This window comes from Rhodococcus sp. SJ-2 (genome assembly GCF_053750035.1).
On the sequence record NZ_CM132340.1, the window covers coordinates 895,595 to 908,937 of the forward strand.

Annotated in this window: 8 protein-coding genes; 5 read left to right on the forward strand and 3 right to left on the reverse strand. The window is 69.2% G+C overall.

The window, feature by feature from the left end:
- Positions 1-417: a hypothetical protein gene (locus ACSYG9_RS04225; protein WP_454841278.1), complete on the forward strand. Its 417-nt coding sequence runs from the start codon at positions 1-3 to the stop codon at positions 415-417.
- A 62-nt stretch (positions 418-479) separates the two neighbouring features.
- Here the strand turns inward: ACSYG9_RS04225 and ACSYG9_RS04230 are convergent, their stop codons facing one another.
- The 3 genes from ACSYG9_RS04230 to ACSYG9_RS04240 all read right to left on the reverse strand — a co-directional run bounded on the left by ACSYG9_RS04230 (position 480) and on the right by ACSYG9_RS04240 (position 5,746).
- The gene (locus tag ACSYG9_RS04230; protein WP_454841280.1) at positions 480-1,952 is read right to left on the reverse strand and encodes a dynamin family protein; all 1,473 of its coding nucleotides are present in this window, start codon (positions 1,950-1,952) and stop codon (positions 480-482) included.
- Positions 1,949-3,766 (reverse strand): dynamin family protein, encoded by a 1,818-nt coding sequence (locus ACSYG9_RS04235; protein WP_454841282.1) that lies wholly within the window; start codon positions 3,764-3,766, stop codon positions 1,949-1,951. Before ACSYG9_RS04235 ends, ACSYG9_RS04230 begins: the two co-directional genes overlap by 4 nt.
- Before the next feature lie 69 nt (positions 3,767-3,835).
- Positions 3,836-5,746: an IniB N-terminal domain-containing protein gene (locus tag ACSYG9_RS04240; protein WP_454841284.1), complete on the reverse strand. Its 1,911-nt coding sequence runs from the start codon at positions 5,744-5,746 to the stop codon at positions 3,836-3,838.
- Between the two features lie 247 nt (positions 5,747-5,993).
- Here ACSYG9_RS04240 and ACSYG9_RS04245 point away from each other — a divergent pair, with 247 nt between their 5' ends.
- The 4 genes from ACSYG9_RS04245 (at position 5,994) to ACSYG9_RS04260 (ending at position 13,313) form a co-directional block, all read left to right on the forward strand.
- Entirely contained in the window at positions 5,994-7,775 is a 1,782-nt protein-coding gene (locus ACSYG9_RS04245; RefSeq protein WP_454841286.1) for an Hsp70 family protein, read from the forward strand.
- Between the two features lie 10 nt (positions 7,776-7,785).
- Positions 7,786-10,236: a LuxR C-terminal-related transcriptional regulator gene (locus tag ACSYG9_RS04250; protein ID WP_454841287.1), complete on the forward strand. Its 2,451-nt coding sequence runs from the start codon at positions 7,786-7,788 to the stop codon at positions 10,234-10,236.
- Entirely contained in the window at positions 10,227-11,855 is a 1,629-nt protein-coding gene (locus ACSYG9_RS04255; protein ID WP_454841289.1) for a hypothetical protein, read from the forward strand. Before ACSYG9_RS04250 ends, ACSYG9_RS04255 begins: the two co-directional genes overlap by 10 nt.
- A 132-nt stretch (positions 11,856-11,987) precedes the next feature.
- Positions 11,988-13,313, forward strand: coding sequence for a S1 family peptidase (locus ACSYG9_RS04260; protein ID WP_440125964.1), 1,326 nt, complete (start codon positions 11,988-11,990; stop codon positions 13,311-13,313).
- Positions 13,314-13,343 lie beyond the last annotated feature (30 nt).

A 13,343-nucleotide genomic window follows, 5' to 3' on the forward strand; every position in this document is an offset into this window, starting at 1 on the left:
ATGCTTGCGGCAGGACGGGCGCGCCAAGGGATCGCGAAGGCACGTCGAACAGTGGAGTTCCTCGACGGCCGCAGCGAGAGCCCCGGCGAATCGCTGAGTCGGCTCCGGATCCACACCGCAGGCCTCCCCGCTCCCGTACTTCAGCACGAACTCCGAACCGATTCCGGAGTGTTCGTCGCCCGACCCGATTTCTTCTGGGAAGACCCCGGCGTGGTCGGAGAATTCGACGGACGCGGAAAGTACGACTCCGAGGAGCCCGGCGCGACCGCTGACACCATCCATCGCGAGAAACTTCGAGAGGACGCGATCCGAGCACTCGGCTACGAGGTCGTGCGATGGACGTGGCGAGAGCTGTTCGAGTTCGACGCGGTGCGCGCACGTCTGCTCGACGCAGCAGGCAGGGCACGTCGACGGTGATCACCACAGCAACGGACAGATACAACCTTCGCAAACTTTTGTATCTGTCCGTTGCTCCGCTTCTACGAGGACCGCGCCTCGTTTGCCTTCGTGATGAGAATCCCCTCCGCGCTGCGCGCCGCCACCGTGGCCGCCCGGGCGGTCGCCGGATCGAGCAGCGGATGCTCGGCGAACTGACGCCACCGCCGGACCGCAGCAACACCTGCTTCTCGAATCTGGGCGGGTGGGGCGTCACCGGGCAATCCGAGCCGCTGTGTCGCCTCGATCCCGAAACCCCCGATCAGGCGTTGCAGGTCTGCCAGGTCATCATCGCCCAGCGACAGACGCGCCGACCGCAGACGGCCGAGGAGCCGCAACTCGGCGAAACCGTGCCCGTCGGCCAGCTCCCGCTGCACCGCCGCACGCAACTCCCGGTCTCCGTATGTGCGCACCACCTTGTCGAGCGCGAGCAACGCCGAGTGCGCCTTGAGCTGATCTGCCCGCTGACCGAACTGCACGTCGATCACCTGGCGCAGCTCGTCCAGGCCACTGCGGGCGACGAGCTCAGCAGCGAGCGACGGCGAATCACGGATCCCGAGCTGGACGAGCGCGACGGCCATCCGGATACCGAAGAGCCCGAAACGATCTGCAAGCTGTGCGCGCATCGCAGGGTCGACGGGGAGCTCGATGTCGGGTCGTGAGAACCGGTCGGCGGAGAGCATCGCGATGTGCAGCTGCTCCCCCGGCACCTGCGCGAGTGCCTCGAACGCCGCGAACTCGGCCTGCCGGAGCGTGCGCGCAGCCAGCGCGAGGAGGCCGGCAACGGGAACGACCGCCTGACACGACCCTGTTCGCTCGAGCTCACCTGTGAGTCGCGACGCGACATCTCGTGCAGAGGCCATGGCGTCGGCGCGCCCCGCCCCCACTTCATCGGCCCGCGACACGACACCGATCACCCCGAGGGGGCCGGATTCGCCACCCACATGCCTGCCGATCCGGTCGAGGAACTCGACGTCGGCGGCACCGAGGGTGCGCATGAGATAGACCACCGCATCGGCGCCGGACGCAGCATCGTCGGGGGCCAGCAGAGCCAGGGTGCGCGCTGAGACGTCCCGCGACAGCGACGACGTGCCGGGAGTATCGACGAGCGTGGTGTGCGCGAGCGCGCTGGCAGGCCATTGCACGTCGATGTAGTCGACGCGGTCCGCCGTGAGCGAGCCGAGGTCGAATGTGAGCCTGCGATCATGCCGCTGCACCGGCACACCGCACCTGCTTCCGCCGTCGTACCAGGCGGTCACCGTCGGGGTGGGACCGTTCCGATACCACGTCACGACGCGCGTGCACTCGGTCGCGTCGGTGGGGGCAATATCTTGTCCCACAAGCGCGTTGAGCAGAGTCGACTTTCCCGCCTTCAGCGACCCTGCAAGAGCCACGCGCAGCGGTTGATCGAGCCGGCGCGCACAGGCGGAGATCGACTCGGCCACCGCTGGGTCTGCACCGTATCGTGCGCGGGCAGCGTCGACGAGACTGCGCGCGCGGTCGAGTGCCGCGCTCACGCTTCGGCCCCGGCGAATCGGGCCATGCGGTCGCGCAGGCCTGTCAGTTCGGTCACCTGGCGCTCGAGGTCCGCGACCCGCCGATGCCGTTCCTGCTGTTCGACGTTCGCGGCGTCCTGCGCAACCTTCATCGATTCCGACAACGAGCGAAGGGTCTGGTCGGCGATGTCCGTGAAGTGATCTCGCAACTGTCGTTGAATGACCCGCAACCGATCTTTCGATTCCTTGCCCACCTGGAAGCTGACGTCGTCGGTGAACTTTCGGACGGCGATCTTCGCGTCGGCCCGCCGCTTGACGACACGCGCCTGCTTGTCGTCACGATATGCCTTGGTGCCCAACACCACTCCGGCACCAACCGAGATCGGGTTGACGAGCGCCATCCCCATCAGAGTGGTCACCAGTCCGAACATGAGCACACCGCCGTACGAACCTTTCATCCCGACGAGCACCTTCTGCCCGACACCGATACGTCCCGATTCGAGATCCGACAGGTCGCCGACGGGTGCGAGCAGCCCCGACAGGTCACCGAGGCGCAGCGCCGGCAGCTGCACGTCGTCGAGAGCGAAGTGCTCGGCGACGGTGCCTGCCAGCGCCAGGGCCCGTTCGTGCGCCCACACGAAGTTGTCACCCACCGATTCGGCGACCTGCTCTCCGAGCCACTGACCGAGCCTGGGCCATTCGCGGCCGGGATCGCATTCGTCGACGGACTCCTCCGCTGCGCGAGTGACGCTCCGCAGCCGGTCGCGCAGATCGTGGTCGACGTCGGCTGCCAGGTCGGTGATGCCGTCGGCAAGCGTGATCTGCCACCGCGCGGCGCGTGTCCGCAACGTCTCGGCCGCTGTCTTGGCACGCTGCAGATCCTCGACGGCAGCGGCGCCGGCTGCCGGATCACGGAGGGCGGTGAGTTCGCTCTGGACACCGAGCGCGAGATGCTCGACCACGCGCCGCACGTCGCGCGCGACCGACACCCGAGCCGCGTCGGCATTTCGCTCGACCACGCGTTCACGCAGGAAGTCGTACACCGCTGAGAACCCCGATTCGGCCTGCAGCGACGCATCGTCGGTACGGAGGGCGTACTCGCGCAACAGCGACGACACGGGCACGAGCGGTACGTCGAGACCCGCATCCCGCAGATGTGTCCGGTCGGCGTCGAGAATCCGACGCCAGTGCGGATACAGGTCGGTCTTGGTGAGCAGCACCGCCGACGCCGGGCACAGCGTGTGCACCTGACGCAGGAACGACATCTCCGGGGCGGTGAACTCCTGACTGGCGTCGGAGACGACGAATACCGCGTCGGCACTTGCAAGCAAGGTCAATGTTGCTGCGGTGTGCGGGTTTCCATGACCACCCACACCGGGGGTGTCGACGAAGACCAGCCCGTCGGCCAGCAGTGGGCTGGGCGCGCTGACCTCGAGTCGCTGTACGGTTCGTCCGTCGGCATGCGGGGTTGCCGGAGTGACGCGGGCGAGGTCGCCTGGTGGGATCTCGATGCGCTCCGCCCCGTCCCCTGCGAGCACGAGGTCGGCGCGAGGCCGGTCGCCGTGCTGCACGAGCGTCGGGACCGCGGTGGTCTCGTCGTCTCCGACGGAGCACACATCGAGTCCCAGCAGCGCATTGACGAATCTGCTCTTGCCCTGGTTCAGCGGACCGACCACGACGACACGCAACCTCGGGTCGGCCACCCGGGTACGAGCGGCAGCGAGCCGCGCATCGAGGTCGACGCGGTCGGCGGCACGTGCCGACACAATCGTCTCGTCGATGAGATCGACAAGCGCCGCGCGGCGGGTGGCGGCATCTGCGGGTGAGAGTGACATGGCGAGGTGTCGCACCGCTTTCTGTCGTGGGGCCGGCTCCGGCCATTATGGCCGGAGCCGGAAGACGGATCAGGGCATCGGGTCGTCCAGTGCTGCCGGGTCGCCGGCCACCGTCTCTGCCGGATCGGCGCCGATGGTTCCGAACAGGCCACCGCCGAGGCCGCTGTCGGCCATGAAGTCGCCGGAACCGAACAGACCACCGGCGCCTTCGGCCGCACCGAACACGTCGCCGTCCAGCGACGACCAACCACTCACAGCCCCGTCGACAGCGCCACCGAGCGTCCCGGTCGCGGTGCCGTCGAGGTCGGTGACCGACTCGAGTCCGCCCGACAGGTCGGCACCGAGATCTGCGCCGACATCGCCTGCGCTCTCGACCGCGGTACCGAGCCCACTGCTCAGACCTGCACCAAGACCACCACCGAGGTCGGCACCGGCACCGAAGGTCCCCTCGACCGCGGTACCGAGCCCACCTGCCAGATCTGTTCCCGGACCCACGCCTGCCCCGAGCCCCCCGTCGATTCCGGTCGCGATGTCACCACCGACGCCGGCGACGAGACCTGCACCCGCATCGAGCGCTCCGTCGAGGGCGTAACCGAGCTGGCCCGTCGCGTCGGCTCCCGCTCCGAGTCCGGTGCCGATCGTGGTGGCGATCCCGGTCGCGAGGTCACCGCCCGCTTCGAGCGACCCACCTCCGGTCTCGAGTGCACCGCCGAGCTGCGCACCGAGGTGGGCACCGGCTTCTCCGCCTGCGGAGAATGCCGAACCGAGCACCGCCGACAGGTCCCCGCCTGCGGTCGCACCGAGGTCTGCGCCTGCGCCCACCCCGGCGTCGAGCGCACCGCCCAGTGCCGCGGACAGCTCCGTCGTCGCCGTTGTGTCCAGCCCGAGCGCGCCGCCGAGTACGCCACCGACGACCGTGCCGAGATCGAGGTCCGTCTCCCCCGAGCCCGAGAGGAGGCCACCGAGATCGATGCCGCCCACGAACCCGCCGTCGGCACCGCTTTCGATTACGGTTCCGAGTGCAGCGCCCAGGTCTCCTGCGGTCTCACCTCCGGCGCCGAGCAATGCGGACAGCGACGCACTCAGGCCTGCCACGAGGCCGATGCCCGCGTCGGCTTCGAGCCCGGTTCCGAGTACCGATTCCACGGCACCGCCGAGTGCGCCGCTGAGTTCGGCACCGGCGCCGAGCGCGCCACCAAGGCCGACGCCGAGTGCCGTACCCAGCTCCGCTCCGCCGGCGAGTGCCCCGTCGAGCGCCGCAGAGAATTCGCCGCCTGCGCTGATCGCGTTGTCGAGGAGACCGCCGAATGCCACGCCGAGATCGGCACCGAGCGCACCGCCCACACCGAACGCAACCTCTAGGGTGGCGCCGAGGTCGGCCCCGAGTCCGCCGACCGCAGCGACGGCAGCATCGAGGGTCGCGCCGAAGCCTGCGGCGGCACCAGCGCCGAGGCCGAGTCCGGTCGTGATCGCCGTTGCGACGTCGAGTCCGAGATCCGCCCCGAGATCGAGTCCTGCACCTGCACTGAGAGCACCGCCGAGTGCGGCGCCGAGGTTCGCGCCGAGGTCACCACCGATTTCGAGCGCGGCGCCGAGCGAGCTCGACAGGTCAACGTCGAGACCTGCACTTGCGCCCGCCCCGGCTGTGACGCTCCCGGCGTGTCCGGCACCGAGGCTCGCGCCGAGGCCGAGTCCGGCAGCTCCGCCGAGTCCGAGTGCACCGCTCCCCGCAAGGCCCGCTGAACTCGCCAGCGCGCCCCCAGCACCTGCGGCACCGTTCAGTACGGCGGTCAGGTCCGCCGTGGATCCTGCGAACAGGCCGGTATCGGCGACAAGCGGCGCGACGGCAACGATGTCGGCGTGGCAGACATCGTTCAGTCCTGCCTCGGCGAGCACGGCCTCCGGGTTCGCGCAGTAGCGAGCAAGTTCGTTCTCATCGCGGAACAGATCGAGGATGAAGTCGAGCACTGCATTGGACATCGCGTCTCTCCTGGGTTGTCGAATCTGCCTTCGACGCTACGAACCCCGACCCCAGCGCCCAAGGGGTCCACGCCCCCTACCTACGGCGCCCGGCCGGTTGGGGGATCGCGGCGCGTTAGGGGATTCGCCCCACTCCGGGTGGGCGCCGCTAACAACACGGCCGCGGCGAACGACATAGGAGCCGAGATACGTGCAGGTTCCCTGCACCCACGTCGGAGAGGCCTCCGACCGGATCAGGAGTATGCGCATGGCATCAGGACTCGGCGTCACGGTGGGGTCGGCGAACGCGGTGGCGCTCACCGTGCACGAGCCGGCCGGCCATCGGGCACCGGCTGTGCTGGTCCGCGCGACGGAGCTGCATCTGCCCACCGACGGCGCCCCGTATCTCGATCACCTCACCGGTCCGGGGCCGCGGGCCCTGACCGGGTTCACGGCACGCGTCGGCGATCCCGTCGGCATCCTCACGGAAGACGGCGAGGCATACCTGGGCGAAGACCTCACCGCGACCGCCGTCGCGTGCCTGCTGCGCGACGCGGTGGATCCGGCTGCACCGACGCCGGCGACCACGCTGACGTATCCGGCCGCGTGGTCGGAGCACTCGGTCGCTTCCTTGGAGGCCGCGCTCGACCGCGCGGGAGTGAGCGCAACCCTCGTTGCCGAGCCGGTAGCGGCCGTGCGGTGGCTCGACGGCGTGCGGGAGGCACTCGCCGATGACGATGTCACCGTCGTGTACGACCTCGGGGCTCGAACCCTCGACGTTGCGGTGCTCCGCGGTGGCAATGCTCCCGCGATCCTGGGACGGCCGGTGGTGAACGTCGAGGTCTCCGGCGACCTGCTCGATCACGCACTCACCACGCACGTGCTCGACCAGGTACGCGACGCACTACCCGACACCGACCTGCTCGCACCTGCGATGGTGCCCTTTCTGCGCGATCTGCGCTGGAACTGCCGCGCCGCGAAGGAAGCGCTCTCGTCCGACACCGAAACCACCGTCACGATCGACCTACCCGGCGTCCGGCAGAGCGTGCGGGTGGTACGCGACGAATTCGAGGAGCTCACGCGCGGACCACTGGAGGCCTCGATCGAGACGGTGCACGACGCTCTGCGTGCCGCCGGCATCGATGTCTCCGACGTGGGCCGGGTGTTGCTCACCGGCGGCGGAGCGTCGATACCCCTTGTTGCCGAATTGGTTTCGTCTCGATTCGGCCTTCCGGTCGTCGCATCCCCGCAGCCCACGTTCACCGCTGCGCACGGCGCAGCGCTCTTCGCTGCAGACTCGACCCCGGTCCCGATGCCGACACCTGCACCCATGACGAACGACGATGCCGAGACCGTCGTGCTCGCCGCAGTGTCCGGAGTGCACCGTCCCGCCGTGCTCGATCCGGCGCCCAACGAACCGATACGCACCCGCGCCCGCAGGGCCACGATCATCAGCAGCGCCGCTGCCGCGATCGTCCTGCTCGCAGGCGGCGGCCTCGCCATCGGCACCCTCGGGAGCAGCGGAGACAGCGGAACGAACAACATGGTGCGGGAGGCAGCGACGACCAGCACCACCGATACCCCCTCGTCCGGGTCGGCCCCGGCACTCGACCCGTCGTCTGGCGTCACCATCAGCGACGCCGGGCGATCCGCGACGGCAGTGCCGGCGGGGGCCACCCACGCAGCCACGACCGGGAACGGTGTCGCCACTCCGGACGCACCGGCCGGAACCGGCATGCCCGCGGACGGCGCCGATGGTGCACCGGCACCCGCGCCGACCGACGCAGTACCGGTCCCCGTTCCCACTGCAGCTCCGGTGGTGCCGGCGGCTCCCGCGCCCCAACCTGCGCCCCAACCCGCGCCGCAGCCCGCACCACAACCCGACGGCAGCGGAGTCGGTGACGCATTGCAAGGCGCCGGTGAAGGCACTGGCGCTGTCGTGGACGGCGTCGGTAGCGGAGTCGGCAAGGTCCTGGACGGCACGGGCAATGTGGTCGGCGGCGTTCTCGACGGCACCGGAAACGTCGTCGGTGGTCTCCTCGGAAACTGATCACACCTCGATGTCGTCTCTTCTCGGGCGTCCGCGCCCCGTGCCGCGCGCGGTCACGCGTGCGCTCTCAGCCGAACCGCCGCTGCTGTTGCTCGTCGGTGGGGCGGGGACCGGCAAGTCCGAGATACTCGCCGCCCTGCGCGACACCGATATTGCCGGACCCACGCGGATCGTCGATGACGCCCACACGCTGACCGCTGACGTCGTCGAAGACCTCGCCCTCCTCGCGCGGAGCGGCACTCACGCGCTCGTCGTCGCGACCGAACCGCGGGCGCACCGCGTCGATCTGCGTGCGCTGGCTTCGGCGTTCAGTGCCCGTTCGGCACTCGTCGAACTGCGGCCGTGGACTCCTCGTGAAATCGCCGGTCGCGCCTCCGCACTCGGCCAGGACCGGTCGCCTGAGAGCATCCAGGCGGTGCACCGTCTCACCGGTGGCGTGCCCGACCTCGCCGAGGCGGCGTTGTCGGCGTTACTCTCAGGCGCCGATCCGCGGCAGGCGGTCGCGGCCCGGGTCCGTGAACGTGTCGCGGCCGACCGGGCACTCGCCTCAGTGCTCGCGCTCGCCGACCTCGGAATTGCACTCGACGCCACCGAACTCGCCGCCGTCCTCGCGGCCGGCCCCGAGCAGGCGCGCGACACCATCGACGCGGCACATGCCAGCGGTCTTCTCCTCGGTGACGCTCTCCTTCCCGGAGCTGCCGGAGTGCCCGCCGCGCTGCTGGGAGCTCACGCAGTACGCGCACTGGCCCGGGCACTGCTTGCGGTACGCGCACGCGAAGGCACGCTCACCATCGATCTCGCCGTGCGACTGGCCGCCACCGGCATCACCGAACCAGGACTTTCCGAATATCTGGTCGCGCAATCGGATTCAGCAGACTCCACCGTTGCTGCAATGCTGCTCGATACCGCAGTCGAGACCGGCGCGGACGCAGACACCCTCGCCACCCGGCGTGCCGAGGCCGCGATCGCCGCCGGCGATCTCGCGACCGCCGAACGACTGACCGACCGCATCCTCGAAGACGCGGCGTCACGACCCGTCGTCGACGTGCGCACCGCGGTCCGCATCGCCGCGACCGCCGCCGCGCAGCAGGGCATGCTCGGTCGCAGTGCCGATCTGTACGAATGGCTCGGCCCAGGCCGGGCGGGCCCCGACGCACCGATCGGCGCGGCAGTTCTCCTCGCGGCCGGGCGCCCCGACGCGGCCGCCCTGCTACGTTCCGCCGAGCCGGGTGCGCCCACATCGTCGGCAGCGGCCGCGCAACTGTTCGAGGCGGGGCTCCGCGAATCGGTGGGCGGCGACGGACGGATCGCGATGAACCGTCTCACCCGCGCCCTCGCCACCCGGGGCGCACAGCCGGGGCGCATGCAACCCGACAGTATCGAGGCGGTCACCGCGCTGTTGTGTCTGCACGCGGGCGAACTGTCCCATGCCCGGACCGTCCTCGCCCACCACTCCAGCGTGCGTCACCGGCTTCTCACAGCGTGGGCGTCACTACTGGGAGGAGACATGGCTGCCGCGGCGGCCGAGGTGGCAGCAGTGTCACCGGAAGTCGTACGCGCACGCGACCGACTGTTCCTGCATGGACTGCGCGTCGGACTCGCGCGCCGTACGGGCGACCTCGGTTCGTTGCTCACCGAATGGGCTGCTGCTCAGGAGGTGGTCGCCGGATACTCCGTCGACCTGTTCGGCCTGCTACCACTCGGCGAGTTGTGGCTTGCAGGGGTGCGCGCCGGAGATTCCGACCGGATCGCGCACTTGGTGACGCAGGCGCACGATCTGCTCGCCGCACTCGGCGAGCCCCCGCTGTGGGGCGCTGCTCTGCACTGGTACGGGGTCCAGGCCGCGATCACGGCCGACCACCCCGCCGACCTCGTCCCCCATGCACGAGCCCTTGCCACCGCCGCGGAGTCCTCTTCTTATGCAGCGGCGCTCGCCCGCGCCGGACACGCATGGCTCACCGTGCTCAAGGGGGACGTCGACGCCACACGGATACGAGACGCCGCGCAAGCGCTGGCCACGATCGGGCTGCCGTGGGACGGCGCACGGCTCGCGAGCGAAGGCGCGCTCCGGGCATCCGACACCTCGACAGCGACGGCGCTCCTGCAACTCGCGCGCACCGTCCGGCAAACCTCCGGTGCGACGCCGTCACCACCCGATTCTGCTCCCGACGCGGCCTCGGAAAGAGACACATCGAGCGACCGGCCGGCCTGCGGACCGTTGTCGGATCGCGAGACAGAGGTTGCCGACCTCGTAGTTTCGGGCCTCACCTACCGCGAGGTAGGGAATCGCCTGTACATTTCCGCGAAGACCGTGGAACATCATGTCGCCCGGATCCGTCGCCGCCTCGGCGCCGGAAGCCGCTCCGAGCTACTGTCCATGCTCCGCGCAATGGGCTACGGCGTCGATGTTCGACGACGTGACACGACCTACCAGAATGGGGGAACTTCGGCATGTCCATAGGCGTAGGCCTGAGGGTCGGCACCACCGTGTCGTCGGTTGCCGTTACTTCCCCCTCTCCCGGACGGCCGGACCCGGACCCCATCGAGCGGCGCACCGCGGTGCATCTGCACTCCGACGGCACCGCCACGCTAGGCGAACACCATGTCGCCGATGGCAACACCAGTTCGTTCACCGACTTCGTCGACCGGCTGGGTCGCTCCAATGGGGTCCGGGCCAACGACGGCGCCCTGTCCCGTGCCGAAGACCTCGTCGCAACGGCAATGGAATGCCTCATCGCCGATGCCGGGACGATGATCGGCGATGCGAACTACACTGTCGTGGCTTCCCACCCCACCGACTGGCCGCCCTCGACCGTCGCGCTGCTCCGCAACGCCCTCGACTATGTGGGCCTGCGTCACGTGTCCTTGATCTCCGACGCCGAGGCCGCCGCCGCGTGGTTCGAGTCGCAGGTGGCGCACCAGACGGGAAGGCTCGTCGCGGTCTACCACATCGACCCTCACGGTTCGACCGTCACGCTCGTCCGTTCCGGTGTCGTCGCGGGTAAGGCCTTCCGTTTCGCCGAAGGCGATGCCCCGTCGGTCTCCGCACAGTTGTCGACGGCACTCGGAGCGTTCGGCTGGCTCGTGACCAATCTCGATGCGATCGTCGTGACCCTCGACGAAACGGTCGATACGAGCGCCGCGCAGATCGTCACTCAGTCCATCAAGGCCGGTCTCGGCGTGCGCTGTGCGCTTGCACCCGATCCTCACCAGACGATGGTTCGCGGTGCGGCACTCGCTGCTGCCGCAGGGTCGGTGGATCTCCTCGGATCCACACAGGTGCTTCCTGCCACTCGCCCGAGCGGCCCGAAGCGCGCCGACCTGGATCCCGAGACCACCGCGGTGATCGCCAAGATCACGCCCACCGCTCCCCCCGCTGCCACACCCGCAGACGCAGGCAGAAGCGCCGGCGTCGCGAGCGCGGGGTCGCCCACCCGGGTGACTCCCGTCAAGTCCACCGATGCGGCAGGTTCGGAAGCCGACATCGATGATCCCGAGAAGAAGTCGAAGTTCGGGGTCTGGGCCGCGGCCGCTGCAGTCGCATTGATAGTCGGCGTCGGCGTCCTCGTCTTCACGCTGCGCGACACGTCCACTGCAAACGCGAACCCTCCGACCTCGACCGTGCCGAGCGCGATCGTCCCGACGGGCACACAGCCCCAGCCGCGATCGACATCGGCGACGCCCACGCCCTCGCCGACCACCGCAACCTCGACGACCGCGGAAGCCGGACAGGTCGAGTACACAGCGCCCGGATATGTGGCCACGAACATCCCGCAGACGCCGGACGAGACCGGAGGCTCGAACGCCGGTCCTTCGTCGTCCGCGGAAGAGAAGACGTCGACGACCACTGCGCCGACGAGCAGCAGCACGGGATGGTCGCGTCGCAATCCGCCGAACGAGCCGAGCATCGGGTCGGGGGGAAGCTCCGGTGGTAGCACCAGTACGCCGTCACAATCCTCCCCGGAGCCGACGACCCCCACCGAGCCTTCCCCCGAGCCGACCGAGCAACCCGAGCCGACCGAGACGACGGCAGCACCCTCCGGAGAGGCCACAACTACCACAGCGTCCCCGCAGATATAGGCGAATCGGCCCTTCGACCCTTTCAAGATCAATACCCGGTGCCGTACGCTGTCCCAGGGCCGTTCGGACCCAACGACGAAGTTCACAAAACAGCTGTTCACGTACAAGATCGACCAACTACGAAGGGCCTTCATGCGTCACTCGTCGGCGTCGCGCGCCGCAGTCCGTACCACCATCCGTCGTGCCGCAACGGTTGCGGCGTCAGCGGTGCTGCTGATCGGACCGCTGACCGCAACCGCGAACGCCGCTCCCGCGGACCAGACGCCCGAACTTCCGGCGGAACTCGTCGAGGCCGTGCAGCGAGATCTCGGGCTCACACCTGAGCAGTACCTCGAGCGCGCAGCCCGCGCCCAGGAGCTGAACACCTACGCGCGCGACTTCCGCGCTGAACGACCCTCCGACTTCGCAGGCGCATGGATGAATGCCGACGGCAACCCCGTCGTCGCCGTCACCAACCGGGACGCAGCGCGCCAGGCCGAGCAGGACGGCTACCACGCCACGGTCGCACCCATCTCGGCCGATGGCCTCGAGCGGGCCCTCGAAGAACTCAACCGGTGGGTCGCTGCACTGCCGCGTGAGGTGTCGTCGCAGATCAACAACACCTCCATCGATGTGCTGAACAACCAGATCGTCGTCGACGTCGTCAACTCCCCTCTCGGCCGAGCCCTCAACCTGCCCTCACTCATCGCGAACATCCAGGTGCAGCTGTCGCCCGGCATGCCGCCCAACGATCCGGCTCCGCTCGGCGGCGACACCTACGTCACCGCCGATGGCGACGTGCGCGACACACCGCTCGAGCGCATCGGCATCTGCTCGTTCGGGTTCAACGGTGTCGACGCGAACGGCGATGCCGTCAACATCACGGCAGGTCACTGCGACGCGGTGGCCCGTGAAGACGGCGGGTCCACGGTGTACTTGCCCAACCGCGGGAACATCGACGAAAGCGTGCAGATCGGTTCGTTCACAGACTCGACGGCGGGCACCGAGAGCACCCTCGACTACGGCATCATCTCGCTCAACGATGCGGGCGTCGACGCAGGTCTCGACCGCCCGACGGTACGTGGTGGAAACGGTTCGACACTGACGGTCACCGGAACCGCACGTCCCGTGGTGGGCGCCCCCGTGTGCAAGTCCGGGCAGTCGTCGTCGTTCACGTGCGGTGTGGTTGCCGCCGACCATGTCGAAACCCAGCTCGTGTACGCCAACGGCACCGCCAGCACTGTTCGCGGCTTCGCGACCACCGCATGCACCCTTTCGGGCGACAGCGGCGGCGCGATCGTCACGGGCACCCTGGCGCTCGGCGTGATCTCGGGCTCGAACAGTGCAGGCGCCCCCGACTGCGTCGAGGCCAACCTCGTGCTCGCCACCACGGGTGGGACGTCGAGCCTCGGGATTGCGGTCGGCGACATCACGGACGCCACCGGAACTCGGGTGCGCACAGCATCCGCGCCCGAATAATCACACAAGTCACATGCGACACACTGGCAA